22 protein-coding genes are annotated in these 24,669 nt (G+C 53.4%); 13 read left to right on the forward strand and 9 right to left on the reverse strand.

Going from position 1 to position 24,669, the window contains the following annotated elements; genetic code table 11:
- Positions 1-59: 59 nt before the first annotated feature.
- Both ABIE64_RS06200 and ABIE64_RS06205 read right to left on the reverse strand, forming a co-directional pair.
- Positions 60-1,067, reverse strand: a complete 1,008-nt coding sequence (locus ABIE64_RS06200; RefSeq protein ID WP_223304914.1) for an alpha/beta hydrolase — start codon at positions 1,065-1,067, stop codon at positions 60-62.
- Between the two features lie 81 nt (positions 1,068-1,148).
- Positions 1,149-2,111, reverse strand: coding sequence for an ABC transporter ATP-binding protein (locus ABIE64_RS06205; protein ID WP_354376908.1), 963 nt, complete (start codon positions 2,109-2,111; stop codon positions 1,149-1,151).
- Between the two features lie 185 nt (positions 2,112-2,296).
- On the opposite strand from ABIE64_RS06205, the gene ABIE64_RS06210 reads away from it, so the two are divergent.
- The 5 genes from ABIE64_RS06210 (at position 2,297) to ABIE64_RS06230 (ending at position 6,957) form a co-directional block, all read left to right on the forward strand.
- Positions 2,297-2,476, forward strand: a complete 180-nt coding sequence (locus tag ABIE64_RS06210; RefSeq protein WP_007088596.1) for a zinc-finger domain-containing protein — start codon at positions 2,297-2,299, stop codon at positions 2,474-2,476.
- A gap of 143 nt (positions 2,477-2,619) precedes the next feature.
- The gene (gene trpB, locus ABIE64_RS06215) at positions 2,620-3,843 is read left to right on the forward strand and encodes a tryptophan synthase subunit beta (protein WP_007088595.1); all 1,224 of its coding nucleotides are present in this window, start codon (positions 2,620-2,622) and stop codon (positions 3,841-3,843) included.
- Positions 3,840-4,688 (forward strand): tryptophan synthase subunit alpha, encoded by an 849-nt coding sequence (trpA, locus tag ABIE64_RS06220; RefSeq protein WP_007088594.1) that lies wholly within the window; start codon positions 3,840-3,842, stop codon positions 4,686-4,688. The genes trpB and trpA overlap by 4 nt, the downstream gene beginning before the upstream one ends.
- Positions 4,689-4,745: 57 nt before the next feature.
- Positions 4,746-5,681: an acetyl-CoA carboxylase, carboxyltransferase subunit beta gene (gene accD / locus ABIE64_RS06225; RefSeq protein ID WP_354376909.1), complete on the forward strand. Its 936-nt coding sequence runs from the start codon at positions 4,746-4,748 to the stop codon at positions 5,679-5,681.
- Positions 5,662-6,957 (forward strand): bifunctional folylpolyglutamate synthase/dihydrofolate synthase, encoded by a 1,296-nt coding sequence (locus ABIE64_RS06230; protein ID WP_063092323.1) that lies wholly within the window; start codon positions 5,662-5,664, stop codon positions 6,955-6,957. Before accD ends, ABIE64_RS06230 begins: the two co-directional genes overlap by 20 nt.
- 17 nt (positions 6,958-6,974) lie before the next feature.
- Here the strand turns inward: ABIE64_RS06230 and ABIE64_RS06235 are convergent, their stop codons facing one another.
- Positions 6,975-7,757 (reverse strand): hypothetical protein, encoded by a 783-nt coding sequence (locus ABIE64_RS06235; protein WP_354376910.1) that lies wholly within the window; start codon positions 7,755-7,757, stop codon positions 6,975-6,977.
- 314 nt (positions 7,758-8,071) lie between these two features.
- Here ABIE64_RS06235 and polA point away from each other — a divergent pair, with 314 nt between their 5' ends.
- Positions 8,072-10,897 (forward strand): DNA polymerase I, encoded by a 2,826-nt coding sequence (gene polA / locus ABIE64_RS06240; RefSeq protein ID WP_063092321.1) that lies wholly within the window; start codon positions 8,072-8,074, stop codon positions 10,895-10,897.
- A gap of 88 nt (positions 10,898-10,985) precedes the next feature.
- On the opposite strand, the gene dapB is transcribed toward polA, so the two are convergent.
- The 4 genes from dapB to ABIE64_RS06260 form a co-directional block, all read right to left on the reverse strand.
- Complete coding sequence (gene dapB, locus ABIE64_RS06245) at positions 10,986-11,786, reverse strand: 4-hydroxy-tetrahydrodipicolinate reductase (RefSeq protein ID WP_063092320.1); 801 nt, start codon at positions 11,784-11,786, stop codon at positions 10,986-10,988.
- 131 nt (positions 11,787-11,917) lie between these two features.
- Positions 11,918-13,063: a molecular chaperone DnaJ gene (gene dnaJ, locus ABIE64_RS06250; protein WP_007088588.1), complete on the reverse strand. Its 1,146-nt coding sequence runs from the start codon at positions 13,061-13,063 to the stop codon at positions 11,918-11,920.
- A 104-nt stretch (positions 13,064-13,167) separates the two neighbouring features.
- Positions 13,168-15,081, reverse strand: a complete 1,914-nt coding sequence (gene dnaK, locus ABIE64_RS06255) for a molecular chaperone DnaK (RefSeq protein WP_354376911.1) — start codon at positions 15,079-15,081, stop codon at positions 13,168-13,170.
- Positions 15,082-15,454: 373 nt separating this feature from the next.
- Positions 15,455-15,955, reverse strand: coding sequence for a DUF2244 domain-containing protein (locus ABIE64_RS06260; protein WP_037988936.1), 501 nt, complete (start codon positions 15,953-15,955; stop codon positions 15,455-15,457).
- 213 nt (positions 15,956-16,168) lie between these two features.
- Here ABIE64_RS06260 and nth point away from each other — a divergent pair, with 213 nt between their 5' ends.
- On the forward strand, positions 16,169-16,810 hold the full coding sequence (nth, locus tag ABIE64_RS06265) for an endonuclease III (protein ID WP_354376931.1): 642 nt from the start codon (positions 16,169-16,171) through the stop codon (positions 16,808-16,810).
- A gap of 47 nt (positions 16,811-16,857) precedes the next feature.
- Here the strand turns inward: nth and ABIE64_RS06270 are convergent, their stop codons facing one another.
- Positions 16,858-18,303 carry a penicillin-binding protein activator gene (locus ABIE64_RS06270; protein WP_354376912.1) on the reverse strand — a complete coding sequence of 482 codons (1,446 nt, stop codon included), beginning with the start codon at positions 18,301-18,303 and terminating at the stop codon, positions 16,858-16,860.
- Between the two features lie 74 nt (positions 18,304-18,377).
- Here ABIE64_RS06270 and rsmI point away from each other — a divergent pair, with 74 nt between their 5' ends.
- Together rsmI and ABIE64_RS06280 are read left to right on the forward strand one after the other, a co-directional pair.
- A complete protein-coding gene (rsmI, locus tag ABIE64_RS06275) occupies positions 18,378-19,229 on the forward strand; it encodes a 16S rRNA (cytidine(1402)-2'-O)-methyltransferase (protein ID WP_063092318.1) in 852 nt (283 codons plus the stop codon).
- Positions 19,230-19,231: 2 nt separating this feature from the next.
- A complete protein-coding gene (locus ABIE64_RS06280; protein ID WP_341365164.1) occupies positions 19,232-19,615 on the forward strand; it encodes a YraN family protein in 384 nt (127 codons plus the stop codon).
- A gap of 9 nt (positions 19,616-19,624) precedes the next feature.
- On the opposite strand, the gene ABIE64_RS06285 is transcribed toward ABIE64_RS06280, so the two are convergent.
- Positions 19,625-20,032, reverse strand: coding sequence for a DUF2000 family protein (locus tag ABIE64_RS06285; RefSeq protein ID WP_037989228.1), 408 nt, complete (start codon positions 20,030-20,032; stop codon positions 19,625-19,627).
- A 49-nt stretch (positions 20,033-20,081) separates the two neighbouring features.
- On the opposite strand from ABIE64_RS06285, the gene ABIE64_RS06290 reads away from it, so the two are divergent.
- The 4 genes from ABIE64_RS06290 (at position 20,082) to ABIE64_RS06305 (ending at position 24,318) form a co-directional block, all read left to right on the forward strand.
- Positions 20,082-20,945, forward strand: a complete 864-nt coding sequence (locus ABIE64_RS06290) for an AraC family transcriptional regulator (RefSeq protein ID WP_354376913.1) — start codon at positions 20,082-20,084, stop codon at positions 20,943-20,945.
- A gap of 96 nt (positions 20,946-21,041) precedes the next feature.
- A complete protein-coding gene (locus ABIE64_RS06295) occupies positions 21,042-21,698 on the forward strand; it encodes a BON domain-containing protein (protein WP_051682173.1) in 657 nt (218 codons plus the stop codon).
- Positions 21,699-21,802: 104 nt separating this feature from the next.
- Entirely contained in the window at positions 21,803-22,723 is a 921-nt protein-coding gene (locus ABIE64_RS06300) for a SirB1 family protein (protein WP_354376914.1), read from the forward strand.
- A 605-nt stretch (positions 22,724-23,328) separates the two neighbouring features.
- Positions 23,329-24,318 (forward strand): adenosine kinase, encoded by a 990-nt coding sequence (locus tag ABIE64_RS06305; RefSeq protein ID WP_037988944.1) that lies wholly within the window; start codon positions 23,329-23,331, stop codon positions 24,316-24,318.
- Positions 24,319-24,669: the final 351 nt, after the last annotated feature.

Here is a 24,669-nt window from a genome sequence, read left to right on the forward strand (position 1 = left end):
CAACCATATGCAACTGATTAAAAATGCTACCTGATCGGTGATCCCCGGTCAAAATGCAATCAGTTGACCCGGCACGAAAAATCCCGCGCGGTACCGCCACCCTTTATCCAACGTCCGATATCGCCGATCACCGTTGGCCCATTCAGGTCCCGCAACAGCATGTGATAGCCGTCGCGATAAAGACAAATCGTGCTTTGATCGCTATTTGACGCCCGCATGTTATCTGCAATCGCGGCAACCGCCCCCGGTGGAATAACCTGATCCTGCTGACCTGACATCAAAAGTGTCGGAATATCGATATCGCCAGCCCGCTGCTGCGCCAAATCCATTAAATCTGCCAGTCCTGCAACCATGTCGACCCGCACCGATTTCATCATGTACGGATCACGAGATAGACGACGAAGCATTTCGATATTGTCAGACGGCCATATATCAAGCCCCTGCCCCGACAGGGGCAACCACGGCAAACTATTGGAAATCATCGATAATGGTGCTGTCTGATACCATGGCATCATGTCGCGGTTCCAGACTGCCGGTGCGACCAGAATAACCCCGTCCATCCATTGGGGGCGCGACGCAGCTGTCACAATTGCAACTGCACCCCCCATCGAGTCCCCCATCAAATAGATCGGTCGCCCCGGATATCGCATGCGAAGAATGACGAGCATATCAGATGCATCATTGATCAGGCTTTGCGTTCCCGGCCAGAATGGCCGTGTCGCCGTGCGGCCAAATCCGCGCTGATCATAGGCAAAAAGCGCAATATTTTCAGAAGCTAACTCCGTTCCGGCTTCGTCAAACGCGTTCGCATAATCGCCAAACCCATGCAGACCAAGGATTACCGCATCCGGATCATCAACCGGCCCCCAATACTGCAACGGCAAAGATGCCCCATCAGACGCCATAAACGCATTTTCGGTCATTCTAACGCTGGCGATCGGATCGCCAGCGGGAATTACCGTCGGCGCGCAGCCCGCCAGCCAAAATGCGAACCCAAGCCCGACAAACCACGACAATGCCTTCTCAATGTGATGAATTGCCGCCCCCACAATCATGTTGCTTTGCATTTACAGATCAAATTAAGGCCAAAAAACAAAACCCTGCAAGCAACTTGCAGGGTTTTGAAGGATGGTGAGACGCCCCGAAAATCAGGCCGCCTTGCCCGCACGGGCCTTGTCGTTATCGCGAGTCAGCATCAGGAAGATATCTTCAAGATCGCCCTCCTCGGTCGACAGGTCGGTAATCGCAAGACCGCAGCCCTGAATGGCATTGAGAATTTCAGCCATCTGGGTGTTGCTGGGCCGGTAATTCAGCGCGATCTGGTTTGCGGCCTTAAGCTCAGCACCCCACGGGGTCAGTTCCTCGGGCACGGCATTGAGTGCATTTTTAACTGTCAGAATCAGGGTTTTATGATCGATACGACGCAGAAGACTGCGCTTGTCTTCATGGGCAATCACATTGCCCTTGTTGATGATCGCAATCTCGTCACAAAGCTCTTCGGCTTCTTCAAGGTAATGCGTGGTCAGAACAATCGTAACGCCCACCTTGTTCAGTTCCTTCACATAGGCCCAAAGCTGCTGACGCAGTTCAATATCAACCCCGGCCGTTGGTTCATCCAACACCAGAACCGGCGGCATATGAACCATCGCCTTGCCGACAAGAAGACGCCGACGCATCCCGCCCGAAAGTGAGCGAGAATAGGAATCGGCCTTGTCAGACAGTCCAAGGGCGGCAAGAATCTCGTCCGTACGACGTTCCGTTTTGGGGACACCATACAGGCCTGCCTGCAATTCCATCGCCTGACGCGGCGTGAAAAATGCGTCCAGATTAAGTTCCTGCGGCACGATCCCGATTGAGCAACGCGCAGCACGCATTTCGGTTTCGATATCGTAGCCCCAGATTTTTGCCGTACCGCTTGTCTTGATGACAAGACCAGCCAGTATATTGATAAAAGTGGACTTTCCGGCACCATTCGGACCAAGAAGGGCAAAGAAAGAACCGCGTGGAATTTTCAACGACACATTGTCCAGTGCCAGTTTTTCGCCGTTCGCACCCTTATAGAGCTTGGTCAGCCCTTCGACTTCGATGGCGTAGTCGGGCATTGCAGTCATGAATGCGTGATCTCCGCTCTTTTCCGCGTGGCTTGTTTGCGCTAAGACCATGCGGAAGTGTTGATTGAATATGCGCAATCGGTATCATCCCCATGAAAGCGGGGTCAATGGCTCTTGGACCTGTTTCAGGCCGATGATCAACCGATGGCAACACCGATGCCTGTGCTAACTGGGAAGCTGGATATATGAAGATCACCGAAGAAATCAAAGTCGGCAGCCTTAATGTTGCCTGTGACGGCGGCAAAGGTCACCTTGGCCATCCCACCGTTTACCTCAATCTTGAGGAAAAGGGCGAGGTGGTCTGCCCATACTGCTCAAAGAAATATATTTTCGACAAATCCCAGGCCGAGCACGCAGCCCATTAATCTATTTTGCCTGACCACAGGTAAAAGGAACCAGCGCCAAAGCTGCCAATATCGTTGATCCCGGCAGCTTTTCGCTGACTTAATGACTGTCGCATGTCTTTGCCGTCGCGGCATTGTTCGCGGCACATCCACGGGGAAATCCTATGACGTCTGCACCAACCGCTCTTAACAGCTATCGTGCCCTTCCGGATCCGGACGGACATTTCGGCAATTTCGGGGGCCGCTTTGTCGCCGAGACCCTGATGCCGCTGATTCTCGAGCTTGAGCAGGCCTACAAGGATGCCAGGAAAGATCCGGCGTTTCAGAAAGAACTCGACTATTACCTGAAGCACTATGTCGGTCGCGCAAATCCGCTTTATTTCGCCGAACGCCTGACCGAACATCTTGGCGGTGCCAAGATTTATTTCAAGCGCGAGGACCTGAACCATACCGGCGCGCACAAGATCAATAACTGCATCGGTCAGATCCTTCTGGCCAAACGCATGGGCAAAACCCGCATCATCGCCGAGACCGGCGCGGGTCAGCACGGCGTTGCAACAGCGACGGTTTGCGCGCGCTTTGGTCTGCCCTGCACGGTTTATATGGGCTCGAAGGATATCGAACGTCAGTCGCCGAACGTTTTCCGCATGCGCCTGCTGGGTGCCGAAGTCAAACCAGTCAAATCCGGTTCCTGCTCGCTCAAGGATGCGATGAACGAGGCCCTTCGTGACTGGGTCACCAATGTCGAAGATACCTTCTACATCATTGGGACGGCAGCGGGTCCGCACCCCTATCCGGAACTGGTTCGCGATTTCCAATGCGTGATCGGTAACGAAGCCAAAGAACAGATTCTTGAGCAGGAAGGTCGCCTGCCCGATCAGGTAATAGCGGCCGTTGGTGGTGGATCAAACGCGATCGGTTTGTTCCACCCGTTCCTTGATGACAAGGATATCGAGGTGGTTGGTGTCGAAGCTGCCGGCCATGGCGTGCACACCGGTAAACACGCCGCCAGCCTGAGCGCTGGCAAACCGGGCGTTTTGCACGGGAACCGCACCTATCTGCTGATGGATGACGACGGACAGATCAAAGAGGCCGACTCGATTTCAGCCGGTCTTGATTATCCCGGTATTGGGCCGGAACATAGCTGGCTTAAAGATATTGGTCGTGCGCGTTACGAGCCGATCACCGACAAAGAAGCGCTGGAAGCTTTTAAACTTTGTTCGGAACTCGAAGGCATTATTCCCGCGCTGGAATGCAGTCACGCCATCGCGCAGATCATGAAAGAAGCCCCAAAAATGGGTAAAGACAAGATCATTCTCATGTGTCTGAGCGGCAGGGGCGACAAGGATATCTTTACCGTGGCCGAAGCACTGGGAGTAGAACTGTGAGCGACGCAATCATCGGCGGCCAGGACCGCATCGCCAAACGTTTCGCGAAGCTCAAGGAAGAAGGTCGTGCCGGTCTGGTCACGTTCATCACCGCAGGTGACCCCGACCCGGAAGCATCGTTTGAAATCCTTAAAGCCCTGCCTGCGGCAGGTGCGGACGTCATCGAACTCGGTATGCCATTTACCGATCCTATGGCGGATGGTCCCGCCATTCAGGAAGCCTCGATACGTGCCCTGGCAGCGGGGATGCATATGCGCAAGACCCTGTCATTGGTCCGCGGTTTCCGCGATCAGGATCACGAAACGCCGATCATTCTGATGGGGTATTACAACCCGATTTATATTTATGGCGTGGCAGAGTTTCTTGAAGATGCCCGCAATGCCGGTGTTGATGGCCTGATCGTTGTTGATCTGCCGCCCGAAGAGGATGCCGAGCTTTGCGTCCCGACCGTGGAAAAAGGGTTGTCGTTCATTCGTCTGACGACACCGACCTCTGATGACAAGCGCCTGTCGAAACTCGTTCAGAATACGTCGGGCTTTGTTTATTATGTTTCAGTTGCCGGTGTTACCGGTGCCGGTTCAGCAACCAATGACCAGATTGTTGAAGCGATGGCGCGTCTGCGTCGCCACACGGATCTTCCGATTGCAGTTGGCTTTGGCATCAAGAACGCGACCCAAGCCGCAGAGGTTGCCCGACAGGCCGATGCTGCTGTGGTCGGGTCAGCAATCGTATCAAAAATTGCCGAAAGTCTTGACGAAAACGGCAAGGCCACCGATAAGACCGCCTCTATGGTCACAGGCCTTGTTCGCGAACTTGCAGACGGGGTACGCAACGCGCGTAAATAACGCTGCGCGTTGCCGTGAAATGACCGATATAGGCAAAACCAAGGATCAGTATCCGATATGTCGTGGCTGACAGAATTCGTCCGTCCCAAGATTCAGAAACTTGTTCGCCGCACCGATGTGCCCGAAAACCTCTGGCATAAGTGTCCGTCGTGCGAACAGATGATCTTCCACCGTGACCTGGCAAAAAACAAACATGTTTGCCAGCATTGCGGCCATCATATGCGCATTTCAGCCAAGGACCGTCTTGAGCTCCTGTTCGATGATGGTAAATACCAGACCATCGAACTGCCGAACGTTCCGGTCGATCCGCTGAAATTCCGCGATCAGAAAAAGTACACCGACCGACTGAAAGCAGCACAGGCCAAGGCAACCTACAAGGATGCGCTAGCTGTTGCCCATGGAGATGTCGGCGGGCATGCAACCGTCGTTGCGGTCTTTGATTTTTCCTTCATGGGCGGATCGATGGGCACCGCCGTTGGCGAAGGCATCGTTGCCGCGGCCGAACTGGCAACGGTTCAGGATGCGGCCCTTATCATCGTTCCGGCGTCGGGCGGTGCGCGTATGCAGGAAGGCATCCTTAGCCTGATGCAGATGGCGCGCACCACGGCCGCGATCGAGAAGGTCAAGGAAAAGGGTCTGCCCTATTTCGTCCTTCTAACCGATCCGACCACCGGTGGTGTTTCGGCATCCTTCGCCATGCTGGGTGATATCCAGATTGCCGAGCCAGGCGCACAGATCGGTTTTGCAGGTCGTCGCGTGATCGAAAACACCATTCGTGAAAAGCTTCCGGATGATTTCCAGACAGCAGAATATCTTCTGGATCACGGGATGGTCGATATGGTCGTGCCGCGCGGTGAGTTGAATGAAACCATCGGTCGCCTGATCGATATGATCCGCCGCACCAAGCCGGGTGCCGCGATCGTTCCGATCAAGGATGCAAAAAAGAAACCCGCGAAAAAGGCCGAGACCGAAGGTGACAACGCCAAGAAGTGACGCCATTCTTGCGCGTCTGGGCCAGCTTCATCCAAAAGTGATCGACCTTTCATTGGGTCGGATTACCCGCTTGCTCAACAAGCTGGGTAATCCGCACCTCAATCTGCCGCCAGTCATTCATCTGGCCGGAACCAATGGCAAGGGATCAACGCTGGCTTACCTGCGTGCCATCTATGAGGCCGCAGGCCTTCGTGTTCACACTTCGACCTCCCCGCACCTTGTTCGCTTTCACGAACGCATACGTCTGGCCGGTGAACTGATCAGCGAAGACATGCTGTGTGACCTTCTTGAAGAAGTCGAAGCGGTCAATGGCGGTGAACAGATAACCTTCTTTGAAATCACCCAGACAGCAGCTTTTCTGGCCTATTCCCGAATTCCGGCAGACGTTGTTCTGCTTGAAACCGGTCTTGGCGGTCGGGTTGATGCCTCCAACGTGATTGATAAACCGGCTTTGACCGTCATTACGCCGATCTCGCTTGATCATCAGGGGTTCCTTGGCGATACGATTGACAAAATCGCCTTTGAAAAAGCCGGAATCATGAAGCCAGGCGTCCCATGTGTTCTGGCCCCACAAAGCCTTGAGGCATTTGATACGCTTGCCCGCCATGCCGGTGATATCGGCAGCCCTCTGATCACGAATTTCGGCATCACCGCCGAACGCGAGAACGGCTTCACACTTCGTATCGCCGAAGAAGAATTTGATCTGCCCTTGCCCGCGTTGCCCGGTCGCCATCAATTCATCAATGCCGCAACCGCCATTACCGCCGCACGCTACGCCGATATCCCGAATATCGCAGGCCCGAATATGGCAACGATTTCCCGCGGCATTACCCAAGCCAGTTGGCCCGCCCGCCTTCAGAGGCTGACCAAAGGCCCGCTGTGCGATGCCATGCCTGACAAATGCGACCTGGTTCTGGATGGTGGCCACAACATCGCCGCCGCAGAAGTCATTGCAGACTGGCTGTCACGTCAATCACAAGGTGACACGGTTGTGATTATGGGAATGCTCGACAACAGGGATCCCATCGCATTTCTAAGACCGCTGGCCCCGCATATCGCATCATTTGCCGGGATTCCGATCCCGGGTGATCATGAAGTCCACCGTGCGGAAACATTGCGTGATGCTGCCGTTAAGGCCGGAATTGCCAATGCTTATGCCTGTGACACGTTGAATGATGCGCTGGCAGTTCTGAAAAACAGCATCAATCAACCCAAAAGGGTCTTGATTTTAGGTTCGCTCTATCTGGCGGGTGTTGTTTTGGAAAATCACACCTAAACTAACACATCCGGCAATCAGATTTCCGGCAAACGCACTTTGCTGTGTACCGCGGATGAATTTCCGCCGCCCATACCACTACCACTTGATGACCCGTCATCATCTTTACGCAGGCGAAGACTGCCAGCTTTGTGCACCTTGCGCCGGTCGCCGGTTACACCGGGCGGCAACCCATCCAAAGCAGTCTCTTGCGAAACCTGATTTCTGACTTGTCCGATCCGATCATAACGTTCGGCTTCACGCCGAACATTACGACCAGCGACCCATGTATAACCCAGCACATAAAGCAGAAATCCACCAACCCCGATGGTCAGGGTCAGGAACTGCAAAACTGGCAGGAAGCTTCCGAATAGCTGTCCGCCGCCGTAAATCATGAAAATGCAAACCGCCGCTACGGGTGCCAACGCAAGAAAGAATATCCCGCGCACCTTGTGACGGATCGGCCCGTAATGCATCAACATCGCATAAAACAGATACATCAGCGCGATGAACACGACGAGCTTGATCAGCAGCACAAAATGGTCGGCCGCAGGAAGGCGCTGATTGCGATCATAAACGCCAAAAACCATGAACAGACCGTGCAGGAAAAACCCGAAAATCCCAAACGTAATCAGAAAGCGTAGCCACGAGGACACGCTAAAGAATCTGCGCCATCCCGATCCGTTGGATCGCGCAACCCGTTCAGCTTTCCTGATTTTTTTGTGCCGATTTGCCAGCTTCATGTCGTCATGAAGCTGGCGCGTCGGTTCTGCGGTTTCAATGCCGATGCCTTGCGGCTTGAAAACCGGTTTATCTTCCATCGCCGGCAATGACCGGTTCTCCCGTTTCCCAGAGCGAAGTTGCACCGCCATCGACCATATCAATCCCTTTGCATCCTGATAAGCCCAAAGCGACATACTGCCGCAAATGGCAAGAATCAGATCATGATCAAAAATTTCATTTTGATTTCGATATGATATCAAAATGCCTGTCATCAACTGACAAGCTCCTGTCAGGAGTAAAGCCGATAACAGGTGACATATTCCCGCTTTCGACGATGCCCCACTCGACTTAGCCGACCGGATCGGGCATTCTGCGGACCATCAAATCACATGAATGAATGAGCATTAGACGCATGACAGATTCTGCGCCATCCACCGGCAAAGCCCCGCGCCGCGTCGTTCTGGTTGACGGTTCCGGTTTTATCTTCCGGGCCTTTCACGCCTTACCACAAATGACAAGCCCCGACGGTACGCCGGTGAATGCGGTGTATGGTTTCTGCACCATGCTGATGAAATTGCGCGAAGATACCAAGCCCGATCATATGGCGGTGATCTTCGACACCAAGGGGAAGTCGTTCAGAAACGATTTCTATCCCGAATACAAGGCGCACCGTCCGCCGCCGCCGGAAGAACTGGTTCCACAGTTCGGGCTTATCCGTGATGCGACGCGTGCCTTCAACCTGCCTTCGATCGAGCTTGAAGGCTACGAAGCCGACGACCTGATCGCGACCTATGCCCGGCAGGCTGAGGCCGAAGGTTCTGATGTTATTATAGTATCTTCTGACAAGGACTTGATGCAGCTTGTGACGGACCGGGTGCAAATGTTTGATGCGATGAAGAATCGTACTATTGGCGCACCGGAAGTCTTGGAAAAATTCGGCGTTACACCCGACAAGGTTATTGATATCCAGGCGCTTGCTGGCGATTCCGTTGATAACGTTCCCGGCGTACCCGGCATTGGCATTAAAACCGCGGCCCAACTGATTGACGAATATGGCGATTTGGATGGCCTGCTGGAACGTGCAGGCGAAATCAAGCAACCCAAGCGCCGCGAAAAACTGATCGAGAATGCCGAACTGGCGCGCATTTCACGCGATCTTGTGACCCTCAAAACCGATGTTCCGGTTGTCGAAAAGCTGGATGGTTTTGAACTGCGCGAACCTGATCCGGATGCTCTTTTAAGCTTTGTTTCAACACATGGCTTTAAATCTCTGATATCAAAAATAAAGGCAAAGTTCGGCGGCTCTGTTGACGCAGATGGCATTGTCGAACCGGGAACCGGTGTCAATGATATCAGTGTCAAAAAGGCGGAATATGAACTGGTGCAGGATGAAGATCGCCTAAAGCACTGGATTTCAATGGCTGAATATGCCGGTACGGTTGCTGTCGATACAGAAACCACATCACTGAATGCCCATCAGGCCAAACTGGTTGGCATTTCGCTTTCGACCGAACCGGGCAATGGCTGCTATATCCCTGTTGGGCACGGACAGGGTCATGGTGAAAGTGGCGAAGCACAGGGTGGGTTTGATTTTGATGCCCCCGCCGAAGCACCGGCAAAAGTCGAGGTGCCAAAGCAAATCCCGCTGAATCGCGCGATTGCCTTGCTCAAACCCCTTCTGGAAGACCCGGGTGTTCTCAAGGTCGGCCAGAACCTGAAATACGATATGATCGTATTGTCCCGCCACGGTATCAATGTCGCACCGATAGACGACACCATGGTGCTGTCCTATGTTCTGGACGGCACGAGCCACGGCCATGGTATGGATGAACTGGCCGAACTGCATCTGAATTACAAACCGATCAAGTTTTCCGATGTTTGCGGATCGGGCAAAACCCAGATCACCTTTGATCAGGTGCCGCTCGACAAGGCGCTTGATTACGCCGCCGAAGACGCCGATATCACGCTGCGCCTGCACCGACTTCTGAAGCCACGGATTGCGCAGGAACACATGGCCAGCGTCTATGAAACGCTGGATCGGCCGCTTGTCCCGGTTCTGGCCAAAATGGAAAGCCTTGGCATCCGTATTGATGCCGACAAACTCAAAACCCTGTCGAATGATTTTGCCAAGCGGATGGCTGCCCTTGAAGAAACCATCCATGAAATGGCCGGTGAACCGTTCAATCTCGGCAGCCCAAAACAGCTTGGCGAAATTCTGTTTGAAAAGATGAGCCTGCCGGGCGGGAAAAAAACCAAAACCGGTGCATGGCAGACTGGCGCGGATGTTCTTGAAGCATTGGCGGCTCAGGGACATGACCTGCCGACCAAAATCCTTGAATGGCGGCAGCTTTCAAAGCTCAAAAGCACCTATACCGATGCTCTTGCCAATCACATTAATCCTGAAACCGGCCGCGTTCACACAAGCTATGGCCAGACCAATGTGAATACCGGTCGCCTTTCGTCAAACGATCCCAACCTGCAAAACATCCCGATCCGAAGCGAGGAAGGCCGTAAAATCCGTACGGCCTTTATCTCGGAACCCGGTTGCAAACTGATTTCTGCCGACTATTCGCAGATCGAGTTGCGCCTTCTGGCGCATGTCGCCGAAATCGACGCCCTGCGGGATGCCTTTAAAAATGGCGAAGATATCCACGCCGCAACAGCATCCAAGGTGTTTGGCGTTCCGATTGAAGGCATGGATCCGATGGTCCGCCGCAAAGCCAAGGCCATTAATTTCGGCATCATTTACGGGATTTCGGCCTTTGGCCTCGCCAACCAGCTTGGTATCCCGCAAAAAGAAGCCAAAGCCTTTATCGAAGCCTATTTCGAAATTTATCCCGGCATTCGCGATTATATGGAACAGGCAAAAGACTTCGCCAAAAAGCATGGCTTTGTCAGAACTCTGTTTGGCCGTCATATTCATATCAACGGCATTAATGATAAAAACGGGATGCGGCGAAGCTTCGGCGAACGTGCGGCCATCAACGCCCCTATTCAGGGCGGTGCCGCTGACATCATCAAACGCGCCATGATTGCCGTTCCCGGTGCCCTTCTTGATGCGGGGCTTAAAACCCGCATGCTGCTTCAGGTTCATGATGAATTGATTTTCGAGGCCCCCGAAGATGAAACCGAAAAGGCCGTTAAGGTGATCCGCGAGGTTATGGAAAATGCCGCACACCTGTCCGTACCGCTTATCGCAGATGCCGGTATCGGGGATAGCTGGGCGGATGCACACTGATCAGATCAATATCCAAATCCTTCATCATGACCAAAGCCCCGGCAGTACTGCCGGGGTCTTTGCGTAAAATGCCTCGATTGGCGATGGTTTATAGGCCCAGAACGTCACGCATTGAATAAAGACCGGGCTTCTTGCCCTCGGCCCATTTCGCGGCACGTACCGCCCCCTTGGCGAAAACTTCGCGTGATGATGCTTTATGAGTAATTTCGATCCGCTCACCCTCGCAGGCAAAAACAACGGTATGGTCGCCCACAACATCGCCACCACGCAACGTTGCAAAGCCGATGGTGCCGTTTTCGCGTGCGCCGGTATGCCCGTCGCGTGAGCGTACCGAAACCGCATCCAGATCGACCCCACGGCCCTTTGCCGCCGCTTCGCCAAGGCCAAGTGCCGTGCCGGAAGGTGCATCAACCTTGTGCTTGTGGTGCATTTCAACGATTTCAATATCAGCCGTATCCTTGTCAAGGATCGCCGCAACCTTCTCGACCAGCGCAAAGGCAAGGTTCACGCCGACACTCATGTTCGGTGCGAAAATGATGGTTGCTGTTTTGGCCGCGACCTTAAGCTCTGCTTTCTGATCATTCGAAAGCCCGGTCGTGCCAATCACAAGGATTTTACCGGTTTCGGCTGCCAGCTTGGCATGGTTCATGGTTGCCGCCGGTGCGGTGAAGTCAATTACCGCATCAACAGCTTCAAACAAGGCCTTGGGATCGTCACCTACCAGAACACCGCTTTCTTCCAGACCGGCAATCAGGGTAACGTCCTTGCCGACAAACGGGCTGTCTGGCAGATCGGTACCACCACCAACCTCGCAGCCTTTGGTTTTGGCCGTTTCATTGACCAGCATGCGCCCCATTCGGCCGGCACATCCGACAATTCCGATCTTCATTTCCGCCTCTCCTAGCAACAAAGCGTGCAAATCATGCCTTTGCTTTAGCACAGGCCTCTGACCGCACAAAACAAAACCCCCGACACGTCCGCCGGGGGTTTGAATTTCAGACTGAAATGCTGTGTTTGAACCTAGTCGGTCAGGTCTTTCCAGATTTCCTTCATCTTGGAAAAGAAACCTTCGCTTTCCGGGTTACTGCCCTCTTCGCGCGAAATCTCGTCAAACTCTTTCAAAAGTTCTTTCTGCCGCTCGGTCAGTCTGACCGGGGTTTCGACGCTGATTTCAACGAACATGTCACCACGCGCCTGAGAGCGCAGGATGGTCATGCCCTTGCCGCGCAGACGCAGTTGCTGTCCCGATTGCGTACCTTCCGGGATATTGATCCGGGTGCGTGTCCCCTCGATTGTTGGCACCTCAATGGTGCCGCCAAGGGCTGCCTTGCTCATTGGGATCGGAATCCGGCAGTACAGGTTCGCTCCGTCGCGCTGGAAGAAGCGATGGTTCTGGATATCCAGGAAGATATACAGATCACCTGCCGGTGCACCATTGGCACCAGCTTCACCTTCGCCCGCCAGACGAATACGCGTACCGTCCTCAACCCCGGCCGGAATCGTCACCGACAGGGTCTTTTCCTGCTCAACGCGGCCAACACCATGACAGGATTTGCAAGGATTCTTGATGATTTTGCCTTTGCCATGACAGCTCGGGCAGGTGCGCTCGATCGTAAAGAAACCCTGCTGCGCGCGGACCTTGCCGTGACCATTACAGGTCGGACAGGTTACCGGCTGCGAACCGGCCTCCGCACCGCTACCATGGCACTCTTCACAGGCAACCGACCCCGGAATGGTGATCTCGGCCTTTTTGCCTTCAAACGCTTCTTCAAGCGAAATCGCCATATTGTAGCGAAGGTCGGCCCCGCGCGACGATCCACCACCACGGCGACCACCGCCCATGGCACCGAAAATCTCGTCGAAAACGTCGGCAAACCCGCCGCCGCCGAAACCACCGCCAAAGCCGCCCCCGAAACCACCGGCACCGCCCGGCCCACCTTGCTCAAACGCAGCATGACCAAAACGGTCATAGGCAGCACGCTTTTCCTGATCTTTCAGGACTTCGTAGGCTTCGTTGACTTGCTTGAATTTTACTTCGGCTTCGGTATCGCCCGGATTTTTATCTGGATGATACTTCATCGCCTGTTTACGATAGGCGCTTTTGAGCGCGGCAGCATCGGCGTCTTTGCCAACACCCAACAGCTCGTAATAATCTTCTTTCGCCATCTGTAACTCCGAAACACGGTCGGGCCGTTCCCGCAATTCTCTGCGTCCGGAACGGCCCGATTTTTATTTACAGGGCGTCGTTCAAGACGACCTCTGCGGTCGCCTTACTTGTCTTTTTTGCTGTCATCGACTTCTTCGAAGTCGGCATCAACAACACCGTCATCGGCCTGTGAGGATGCGCCAGCAGATTCACCTTCGCCACCTTCTTCGGCCTGCTGTGCCTGATACATGGCTTCGCCAAGTTTCATTGCAGCCTGCTGAAGTTCGTTGACCTTCGTGGTGATTGCTTCCGGATCTTCGCCGTCCTTGGCTTCTTTAAGCGCAGAAAGAGCGTCTTCGATCATCGATTTCGCACCGGCATCAACCTTGTCACCGTGTTCGGCAAGGTTTTTCTCAGTCGAATGAATGACGGCTTCCGCCTGGTTACGGGCTTCGACAAGCGCTTTGCGCTTTTTGTCGGATTCCGCATTGGCTTCGGCATCCTTGACCATTTTTTCGATCTCGTCATCGCCAAGACCACCAGATGCCTGAATACGGATCTGCTGTTCCTTGTTGGTCGCCTTGTCTTTGGCAGACACGTTGACGATACCGTTGGCATCAATGTCAAAGGTCACTTCGATCTGCGGAACCCCACGCGGCGCCGGCGGGATACCGACCAGATCAAACTGGCCAAGCATCTTGTTGTCGGCAGCCATTTCACGTTCGCCCTGGAAGACGCGGATGGTCACGGCCGTCTGGTTGTCTTCAGCGGTCGAGAAGGTCTGCGACTTACGGGTCGGGATCGTGGTGTTACGGTCGATCAGACGGGTGAACACGCCGCCAAGGGTTTCAATACCCAGCGACAGCGGGGTCACGTCAAGCAGAAGAACGTCTTTGACGTCGCCCTGCAAAACGCCACCCTGAATTGCTGCACCAAGGGCAACAACTTCGTCCGGGTTTACACCTTTGTGCGGCTCACGACCGAAGAACTCTTTAACGCGTTCCTGAACCTTCGGCATACGGGTCATGCCGCCAACCAGGATAACATCGTCGATTTCGCCTGCAGTAATGCCAGCATCTTTAAGCGCGGCCTTACACGGGGTCATCGTGCGTTCGATCAGATCACCCACCAGACCTTCAAGCTTCGCACGCGACAGCTTGATGTTGAGGTGTTTCGGACCAGATGCATCAGCCGTGATGAACGGCAGGTTGACGTCGGTCTGCATCGACGAGGAAAGCTCGATCTTGGCTTTCTCTGCGGCTTCTTTCAGACGCTGCAGGGCCAGACGATCTTTGCGCAGGTCGATCTGCTGTTCTTTTTTGAACTCATCAGCAAGATAGTCAATGATCTGTTTGTCGAAGTCTTCACCACCAAGGAAAGTATCGCCGTTGGTTGACTTAACTTCAAAGACACCGTCGCCGATTTCCAGAACCGAGACGTCAAAGGTACCGCCACCAAGGTCATAAACGACCACGGTGCCACCATCTTTCTTGTCCAGACCATATGCCAGTGCTGCTGCAGTCGGCTCGTTGATGATACGCTTTACTTCAAGACCGGCAATTTTACCGGCGTCCTTGGTTGCCTGACGCTGGCTGTCGTTGAAATATGCCGGAACGGTAATAACGGCTTCGGTTACCGGTTCACCCAGATGAGCTTCTGCGGTTTCCTTCATTTTCTGAAGCACCATGGCTGCGATCTGGCTCGGTGCCATTTTCTCGCCATTGACTTCAACCCATGCATCACCATTGTCACCCGCGACAATTTTGTACGGGACAAGGTCTTTGTCTTTTTCGACTTCCGGGTCACCATAACGACGACCGATCAGACGTTTAATCGCAAACAGGGTGTTTTCCGGGTTGGTCACTGCCTGGCGTTTCGCAGGTTGACCGACAAGGCGCTCACCGTCATTGGTGAATGCGACCATCGACGGAGTGGTACGGGCACCTTCGCTGTTCTCGATCACGCGGCCTTCTTTGCCGTCCATGACTGCGACGCAGGAGTTGGTGGTGCCAAGGTCGATACCGATAATCTTGCCCATAGTAAGTTCCTCTTTTAGCGGCCGGTCCGTCCCGCAGCCTTCACGATCTAAGCGCTGCGCAGGACCTCCTGGGACCAATGGTTGTAATAGTCTCAAAATTCGTGGGGTAATTACCCCGCGCACCTATATATGAAAGTCATCAAAAACTCGCAAGCGGTGAAAACGGGGAATCTCGGGTGAATTTTACTCTGAAACGTGTATTTCGGTGTCCTGAACCGGTTCCAACACCGTTTTCCCGAACGAAATTACATCTTTTCCAGCTGTTTGCGCGGACAAGGTTAATGAAATTCGTTGGAAGCATATCGGGGTTGCCGACACAGCAAAACCACTCAAAGAATCTCGAGAACCCGCTTCAAACCTCGACTTTCACTAATCACACGGCCCGAGGATCGGGACTGCATCGAGCCTGACGCAGCAGGCGATCAAGCTTCCCGGCAAGATCAGTCTTTTCTTCCGCACCCAGAAATCCCGCAATCTCGAAACGCTTTCCATGCGATCGCAAATAAAGTTCGCATTGGTCATCATCACCCCGTTCAAGCACCACCTGAAGCCAATAGGGTTGAAAATCAAATTCCTGTCGCGTCCCGCGCGCCGAAATTCTGGTGACCCGCAAATTGCCGTGACGCAATTCAATCCGCTCCTCCGCCCGTGCTGCACGGAAACTGAAATAAAAGGCAAGCGACAATAGTATCACGTCAACACCAAGAAAACCGATCACCGGCCACGCCCCGACCAACCAGAAAATAAGACCGATAGTCGATGTGACACACGCCATCGCAATAACGATATTGCGTGCCGCCCGCCTGCCAAGCGAACGCGGCGGATGCAGATTAACCCGAAATATCGGCTTTTCTGTTCTTGGTACGGCTGGCATGGCTATCAACCGGTTTGCGGCATTTCCAATGTTTCAATTCTGGAACGCTTCCAGATCTGTCGCAATCAAAATTCGACCTTTGCAAAGCAGCCGTTTATATATGCTGATAGCAGGAGATCAGATCAGGAATGCGGAAAGTCAACCGTCCCTTATCCCGGAAATGACCGCAAAAATGCGGCATCAACACAGAGACGAAAATCCATGTCCCGCCCGATGAGCAAAACCGCCATAGAAGAATTTTTTCAGCGTCTTTCGGATGCCGAACCGGAACCTAAGGGGGAGCTGGATTACACCAATCCCTATACGCTTCTGGTCGCTGTTGCACTATCAGCTCAGGCAACAGATGTTGGTGTCAACAAGGCCACCAAAAAGCTGTTCCAGATCGTCGAAACCCCGCAGGACATGCTTGACCTTGGCGAAGAAGCCCTGATCGAACACATCAAAACCATTGGGCTCTATCGCGGCAAGGCCAAGAATGTCATGGCTGCTGCACGCATTCTTGTTGAAAAACATGGCGGGATCGTCCCCAACGATCAGGATGCGCTTGAAGAATTGCCCGGCGTTGGTCGCAAAACAGCCAACGTTGTCCGCAACATTGCTTGGGGCGAACACACGATGGCTGTTGATACCCATATTTTCCGGCTCGGTAACCGGACGGGGATGGCAAACGGCAAAAACGTGCTCGCTGTTGAAAAGGGTCTTTTGAAAAAGGTCCCGTCACGCTTCATGAACCATGCCCATCACTGGCTGATCCTGCATGGTCGTTATATTTGCAAGGCACGCAAACCACGCTGTGGTGACTGCATCGTCAATGACCTGTGCAATTACAAAGACAAAACACCCGCCGAAGCATAATCGGCGGGTGTTTGAGAGCGTTACAGCAGTCTCCAAATCCGAACAGATCAGAAAACCTGATCGAATGCAGCAGGTGCCGGTGCGACAACCTTTGCGCCATCAGGCTGGATTTGCATAACTGCATAGCCACGTTCCGAACGTCCCTGAGCCGTCAGACGGAAAATACCATCCACCCCGACAAACCCGTTCGGGTTCGTAACAGCTTCGTTGGTCATCTGACCGGAATCGCGCGACAGCACAGCGGCAAGGGCCGCACTGTCATAGGCAAGGCTTGAAATACGCGGGGGTTGTTCACCAAAGGTCCGCTGGAAGCGATCCGAGAACAGTTTCCAGTTTTCGGGATCCGGTGCAGCAAAAATGCCGCCCTTAAGTGCCGGCTCGGAAAACAGGCCCGGATCATTCCAGCCGAATGTCCCGATAAACTGAACCTGCGCACCATCGATATCAAAATAGGCCAACAGCGCAGAAACCTGACGAAGCTCGCCACCGGTTGCCGGCAGGATCAACGCGTCAAAATCAAGTTCACCAAGTGTATCGACACCTTCCAAACGCTTCAAAGCACGTTGGGATGCTGCCGAACCATCGGCCTGCAATTCGCGTTTACGTGCCCGCAAGTTTGCCCGTCTGGCATCATAATTGGCAAAATCACGAATTGTCTGTTCCAGATTTTCCGACCCCGGTGCATAGAACGCGATCCGGCCAAGGCTGCCACCGACACGTGAAACAACACCCTGCAATGCGCCTGCGATCTGGCGCCCATAGTCGTTTTGCGGCAGCAGAGCTGCAAATCGGTATTTACCCTGTGTTGTTGCGTAGCCAGCAGCACGCGCAATCTGGTCTTCGGGGACAAAGCCGTTAACCCAGACACCGCTTTCGGCAACCCGCTGATTGTTCGAAAATGCGATTACCGGAACACCGGCGGCCTTGGCGATTTCACTGGCACCGCTAACCGATTCGGCAAAAAGCGGGCCAAGAATCATCTTTGCCCCGGCATTGATCGCCTGATGGGCTGCGGCCTGCCCACCCTGATAAGTTCCTGCCGTGTCAATCGGCATCAGGACGAAATCGTCACCGGCAACATCAAACATTGCAAGTTCGGCCGCATGGCGCATCGCCCGGCCAAGCTCCTCGTTTGGCCCGGAAAGCGGCAGCAGAAGTGCAACGCGCTTTTCATTTAATGCCGCTTCGTCGTTATAAAGCGTCAGAATCTCCTGACCCTCTCCCTCCGGCAGGGCGGCATCGCCCGGCCAAGGGTTGGCATCCGTAATAAGCCCCTGATCGGGGGCTCTGGTCGGATCGTTTGCAGGGTTATTTGCCGTTTCCACAGGCGCCCCATCCCGTTGCATGCCCAACAGGTCCGTGATACTCGTGGTCGCGTTACATGCCGCAAGCCCCAGCGAAAGGACCACCACAGATGCCGTCCGGCGCGCGACCCGGCACCATGCCGAATTCCCGTCCTGATTCTGCAACGGATGACGTTTCGGAAAACCCACTCTCACCTCCCGATAGCTCGTTTCGCACGCAGGGTAATGCGCGCGACGGATCAAGTAAACCAGATGAACGACACTTGCCACTTTCATCAGGTCTTTATCTTGTCGCTACTCCAATCGGTAATTTGGGCGATATTACGTTTCGTGCGCTCGATATCCTCAAACGTGCCGATATTATCCTGTGTGAAGACACCAGAACATCGGGCAAGTTGTTGTCGCGATATGGCGTAAAAACCAAACGGATCGCCTATCACGAACATAACGCCGCCAAAATGCGCCCCGAAATCATGGAACGCCTTGGCAAGGGACAGGGGCTTGCGCTGATTTCGGATGCGGGAACGCCCCTGATCAACGATCCCGGCTACAAACTGGTCCGTGATTGCAAGGCAGAAGGCTTCAATGTCACTGCTGCCCCCGGCGCCTCGTCACCGATTGTGGCTCTTATTTTATCGGGACTTCCCAGTGACCACTTCTTTTATGCTGGCTTCCTACCCCCCAAGACATCGGCACGCAAAAAGGAACTGGCACGATTTTCAAGCATTCCCGGAAGCCTGATCTTTCTTGAGAGTCCCAAACGACTGGCAAGCAGTCTTGCCGATATGGCTGAAATGCTGGGCGAAGCGCGCGAAGCAGCCGTCACCCGCGAACTGACAAAAATGTTTGAGGAAGTTCGAACCGGAACACTTGGCAATCTGGCGGCTCATTACGCCACCGAAGGCACGCCCAAGGGCGAAATCATTGTTGTTGTCGGGCCGCAGAATGAACAGGACGCCGAACCCGACGCCGATGACATTGATGCGCGCCTGACCGGACTTCTGAAAACCCTGCGTACCAAAGAAGCAGCCGATCAGTTGGCCAAGGAAACCGGCCTTAAAAAGCGTGATCTTTATAATCGGGCGCTTGAACTTTCCAAACCATCCGGGGGATAGCCATGAAATCCGCCCGGACAACACGCGACACAGTCCGATCTGATCGTCGCAAGGCCGAGCAGGCCGGTAGACGTGCTGAATGGTTATGCGCAATGTGGCTTCGGCTATGCGGTTATCGTATTATCCAAACCCGGTATCGCTGCCCGGTCGGCGAAATCGATATCATCGTCAAAAAAGGCAATCTGATCGCCGCAATCGAAGTCAAAAATCGCGCTAACCTCGACGATGCGCTGCATGCTTTGCGACCCAAACAGCAACAACGCATTGCCCGCGCTCTTTCAAACTTCGCCTCAAACATAGGGCATCATGGCGATTTGCGGTTTGACATCATAGCCGTACGGAACGGCTGGCGTATCAGGCATTTGAAAAACGCCTGGATGCTGTGATCAGATTAATCACGGATGCATCTTTGCGCCCTTGATGATTTTGTCAGTCACCCGTTTTTCCGCGCGCAAAGCAATTCCGACCGCTTTGGCATCCTCTGGCGAAAACTGCCCGAAAGCATCGCGATTGGCTTCGTCATGACCGGTTGAAAACATTTCCTCGACATAAAGCGATGTGGTTACCCCACGCTCAAGGGCACGGCGGTGAATCTTTGCCATTGTCGCGGCATCAGCCGACAGAACGATCGCCGGTTGGCGGGACAAGGGGTTATAGATATTATTGTCACGGTCTTTATAGGGTTCCCCGATGATTTCGGGAAACTGGGCGACAATACCGCTCATTAAAAATGCCGTCACATTCAGCGATTGCCAATTTTCGAGATCATTGCGAAGAACAATGGCAACTTTGGTATCAAACATTTGCACATCCGTTGATTTTCAGGTTCGGGAGGTTGTCGGAAAAACCGTAATGCTGGATTCTGTAAACCAAACCCCATCAGACGGTCTTGAACGTTTGTGCAAACCGCGCGAGCACTTCATTTCTGCGGCCCCGCTGCCGGGGATCGAGCGAATGGAAGCCCTTTTCTTTGGTAATATGTTTGCCCCCCATCGCCACGATACCTATGCGCTGGGCATCACCATGCAGGGCGTTCAGACCTTCAACTATCGCGGCTCTTCCTGTGCCAGTCAGCCCGGTAATGTGATCATCCTTCACCCCGACGAGGTCCATGACGGAGGTGCAGGAACCGAGGACGGTTTGCGCTATCGCATGCTTTATCTCGAACCATCACTGCTACGGCAGGGCCTTGGCACGGATACGGCTTCCCTGCCCTTTGTTTCTGATCCCGTCATTGCCGACTCGCAGCTGGCCGCAACACTTGCCTCGGTGCTCGCCCATCTTGATGAAGATGTTGATCCGCTTCTGATAGATCAATTTATCTCTGACATCGCCACCGGCCTTGCGCGTCACGCCAAAAACTCAATGAAACCGATTGGCTTTCTGGCGTTGGAACGCATGGAACGGGCCAGAAAATATCTTGAGGACAACTTTGATCGCCCGGTACAGTCCGCCGAGCTTGAAGAGGTCACGGGGCTTGATAGATATCGTCTTATCCGTCAATTCCGTGCCTGTTTTGGGACAACACCATATCGTTATCTGATGATGCGTCGCCTGCAAAAAGCCCGCATCCTTATCAGCCTTCGCCAGCCGCTGGTCGATATTGCGGGTGATACCGGATTTGCTGATCAAAGCCATCTTAATCGGCATTTCAAACGTGCATTTGGTATCACACCCGGCCGTTGGGCCGAACTCACATGCGAAAAAAGTCATTAATCGGTCAAACCGCGCTTCGAGTTTAAAACTCCTTAACCGGCTGCGCTCATATTGGCAGTTGAGACGACGGGGGAACGCGGGGCGAGAAACCGATAGATGACATTGCTGTCACGCACATTGCGACGGTCAAAGGGCCGTATTGTTAAAGTCAGGAATTATATTGCGCAGGCAGGACCCGTTCTGGTGATCCTTGCTTTTATGCCACTTGCGGGGTGCACGTCTCTTGCAGTGGGTGCAGGTGCAACTGCCGGTGTGGCCGCCCTACAGGAACGCGGATTTGGCGGCGCGGTCAGCGATACCGCAATCACGGCCGAGATCTGGCAGAAGTTCCTGACCGAAGATGAAAACCTGTTTCGCCGGATCGAAATCGAAGTAGTTGAGGGGGAAGTTCTGCTTGCCGGAACGGTTGAAAATACCGACAGCGAACTTAAAGCGGTCGAACTGGCCTGGCAGGTCAATGGCGTAAACCGCGTCATCAACGAAATCAATGTCGGTCAAGGCAGCAGTTTAATGGACAGCGCCAGTGATCTTTTGATCACGACCCGCATCAAAACCGCACTGATGTTTGACACAGACGTCTATGCGATTAACTACAGTGTCGAAACCATCAATGGTACCGTCCATATCATGGGCATCGCGCAAAGCGAACATGAGCGCAACCTTGTAATCGCTCATGCACGCGCTACCAGTTATGTCAGACGCGTCGTCAGTCATGTAAGACTTAAGGACGACCCACAACGCCAGAGGACCTGAGCATTATTATTGATCGGGAAAAGGACATCACAGCAAAAGATCGCCAATGGCTTACCGATTACGGTAACGGCCAATATCCCGATGCAACTGCGGCCGAGGCCGCTTTGCATTTTGCACGGTTAAACGACCCAAGCCGTGATATTGCACCTTATATCGATTTGCTTGAAGCCATTTCTGGTGATGTCCGCAACCGGATTGGCTCCCTATCTGCGCAATCAAGAGATGAAGATGGCCGCGCCGCCATCGACCTAATCGTGCGGGCCATGCAGGATGTTATCCCCGGTCACTATCAGTTTCAGGGCGATGCGGAAAATTATGACGATATCGCCAATGCAGATTTGATGTCGGTCATTGATCGAAAGCGCGGTCTTCCTGTGGCGCTCGCATTGCTTTATGTACATGTCGCAAAACGTTGCCAGATAGAGATCACGGGCATCGATTTTCCTGGTCACTTTCTGCTGCGTCTGCAATCCGGGGGGGCGCGAAGAATGATCGATCCCTTCCATGGCGGCATCACATTGGGTTCTGCCGAGTTACGCGAATTGTTGAAGGCGTTTCAGGGGCTAGATGCAGAACTGCAACCCTCTCATTATCGTGAAGCATCTGATATTGCGATATTGTTACGACTTCAAAACAATATAAAGGTTAGGGCCCTTCGGCAGGGTGAGCTGGCCCTCGCCGCGCGTGTGATTGACAACAGTTTGCTGATTGCACCAGATCATGACGGGCTTTGGCATCAGCTCGGCGCGCTTTACGCCCGCCTGCACGAAGATGCAAAAGCACTCCATGCCTTCACCCGGTTCGTTAGACTGTGTAAGGACCCGATGCATCGGGCCCGCATAAGTGCTGTTGTCGAAGAACTGCGTGATCGCCTCGGTCATCAATCTTCTGACCGCAAGAATGACACGCGCGACGTGCCAAATTCAGATGCGCCAGTGCAGCTATATCCGATCCGGTCGCAAAACACGGATCACAAAAATCCCTCGGACAATCCTGATTCCGGTCAACCCTCAACTCCTCCGTAGTGTCAAGGCACGGGGAAGCCACTTCAGACTTAACCGCCACTTTTCCCAGCATAAGATTGATAGCATGTTCCTATATTGTAGTTTTTAGGGATTTTATGTATATCTAGATGAAGACATACCAGTCTGTTTGAATTTTAACACGTCTCTTATCTTCGCTAATTTCATAATTAAGATAAATAAAAAGATCTTATAGTGAGATTTATGAGCGACAGCAGAGCGCTAAAGACATCACATCGACAAACAATAGGTAAAGCGCCCTCATCATGCCTTGGAGGAGTCAAAAAGCGCGGTTTTCTGCGCATCGTGGAATCGGCGACCAGGGGTGCGACGAATCAATTTCCGACAATGGCAAAAAATTTCGGTCAACAAAGATTGCATTGATTTCGGAAAGCCGCGTAAAAAACTACGGATGCAGTTTTTTACGTCCTTAATGCAGGGTTAAAAGACCGGACGCGAAACGGTCGCGATGCTTGCACCGCGATTTTCATTCTCTATACTCCCGCTCCAGATCATCCGACCCATAAAGGCGATGGCAGCCAAGCACTATGACTTGCCGAACCTTGACTGTCGGGAAATACCGAAAAAAGCTTAGGAAATTCAAGTCAATGAGTGACACCAAATTCGACGTCGTCGGAATCGGCAATGCCATTGTCGACGTTCTTTCTCACTGCAAGGAAGAAGACCTTGGCCGTTTGAACCTTGTAAAGAACGCCATGACTCTGATCGACGCCGAAACCGCCGACAGTCTTTACGCCCAAATGGGCCCTGGCCTTGAAATGTCCGGTGGATCCGCTGGCAATACCATGGCGGGGATTGCGGCCCTTGGCGGCAAAGGTGCTTATATTGGCAAGGTGCGTAACGATCAGCTGGGTGAGGTTTTCCGCCACGATATCCGTGCCATCGGCGTTTCCTTTAATTCTACCCCGGCAACAAGCGGCTCCCCAACGGCGCGCTGCCTGATCTTCGTGACACCGGATGGTCATCGTACCATGAATACCTTCCTTGGTGCCTGCACGGAGCTTGGCCCGGATGATATCGATGCCGAACTGATCGCATCGGCCAAGGTCACCTACATGGAAGGATATCTTTGGGATCGCCCCGAAGCGAAGGAAGCTTTCATCAAGGCCGCACAGGTCGCGCACGATGCCGGACGACAGGTTTCGATCAGCCTGTCTGATTCCTTCTGTGTCGACCGTCATCGTGAATCATTCCGCGATCTGGTCCATAATCATATCGACGTACTGTTTGCCAACGAAGACGAGATCAAATCGCTTTACGAGGTCGACACCTTCGAAGAAGCTCTGGCGGAAGTCCGTAAACACTGCAAAGTCGCAGCCCTGACCCGCAGTGAAAAAGGTTCGGTCATTGTATCGGATGACGAAGTCATACAGGTTGATGCCGAACCGGTTGCCCGCGTGATTGACACTACCGGCGCAGGTGATCTTTTCGCATCGGGCTTCCTTTATGGCTACACACGTGGCGATAGTCTTGCGACATGTGGTCGCCTTGGCTCGATTTGTGCTGCCGAAGTCATTTCGCATATGGGCGCACGCCCCGATGCAGACCTTAAGGAACTGGTTGCGAAGACTCTTTGACCCTTCGCCATGGTTTCACGATAAAATTCACGGGACGGCAACATTTGGTTGCCGTCCCGTTTCTTTTGTAGCAATTGCCGGTATTCTGCCGTTTTGCAATGCACACAAAGATTGACTTTCTCCAGTTAATAGCGCAAGAACCCGGCATTGCATAAAAATCAACCCCGCATGGCATGCACAAGGCTGGTCATTCGCCTCGACATTGGCTATGACAGGGCGGCTTCCGAGCCAAACTGCAATTTGTCTTTTGGGCCAGTAAACATTCAGCATGTGCAGTGCTGCGCTAATGCGCGGGTTTGAACTTGCCGACCGGGCAACACCGGTCCTGCGGCAGCTGAATATCTACTGGCC

Origin of the sequence: Thalassospira sp. MBR-102 (assembly GCF_040549275.1) — a bacterium.
Classification (GTDB): Bacteria; Pseudomonadota; Alphaproteobacteria; order Rhodospirillales; family Thalassospiraceae; genus Thalassospira; species Thalassospira xiamenensis.

Coding starts and splice junctions, on each gene's coding strand:
- ABIE64_RS06200 (WP_223304914.1), bottom strand. CDS start 1,067: ATGCAAAGCAACATGATTGTGGGGGCGGCAATTCATCACATTGAGAAG.
- ABIE64_RS06205 (WP_354376908.1), bottom strand. CDS start 2,111: ATGACTGCAATGCCCGACTACGCCATCGAAGTCGAAGGGCTGACCAAG.
- ABIE64_RS06210 (WP_007088596.1), top strand. CDS start 2,297: ATGAAGATCACCGAAGAAATCAAAGTCGGCAGCCTTAATGTTGCCTGT.
- trpB (WP_007088595.1), top strand. CDS start 2,620: ATGACGTCTGCACCAACCGCTCTTAACAGCTATCGTGCCCTTCCGGAT.
- accD (WP_354376909.1), top strand. CDS start 4,746: ATGTCGTGGCTGACAGAATTCGTCCGTCCCAAGATTCAGAAACTTGTT.
- ABIE64_RS06235 (WP_354376910.1), bottom strand. CDS start 7,757: ATGGAAGATAAACCGGTTTTCAAGCCGCAAGGCATCGGCATTGAAACC.
- polA (WP_063092321.1), top strand. CDS start 8,072: ATGACAGATTCTGCGCCATCCACCGGCAAAGCCCCGCGCCGCGTCGTT.
- dapB (WP_063092320.1), bottom strand. CDS start 11,786: ATGAAGATCGGAATTGTCGGATGTGCCGGCCGAATGGGGCGCATGCTG.
- dnaJ (WP_007088588.1), bottom strand. CDS start 13,063: ATGGCGAAAGAAGATTATTACGAGCTGTTGGGTGTTGGCAAAGACGCC.
- dnaK (WP_354376911.1), bottom strand. CDS start 15,081: ATGGGCAAGATTATCGGTATCGACCTTGGCACCACCAACTCCTGCGTC.
- ABIE64_RS06260 (WP_037988936.1), bottom strand. CDS start 15,955: ATGCCAGCCGTACCAAGAACAGAAAAGCCGATATTTCGGGTTAATCTG.
- nth (WP_354376931.1), top strand. CDS start 16,169: ATGAGCAAAACCGCCATAGAAGAATTTTTTCAGCGTCTTTCGGATGCC.
- ABIE64_RS06280 (WP_341365164.1), top strand. CDS start 19,232: ATGAAATCCGCCCGGACAACACGCGACACAGTCCGATCTGATCGTCGC.
- ABIE64_RS06285 (WP_037989228.1), bottom strand. CDS start 20,032: ATGTTTGATACCAAAGTTGCCATTGTTCTTCGCAATGATCTCGAAAAT.
- ABIE64_RS06290 (WP_354376913.1), top strand. CDS start 20,082: ATGCTGGATTCTGTAAACCAAACCCCATCAGACGGTCTTGAACGTTTG.
- ABIE64_RS06295 (WP_051682173.1), top strand. CDS start 21,042: ATGACATTGCTGTCACGCACATTGCGACGGTCAAAGGGCCGTATTGTT.
- ABIE64_RS06305 (WP_037988944.1), top strand. CDS start 23,329: ATGAGTGACACCAAATTCGACGTCGTCGGAATCGGCAATGCCATTGTC.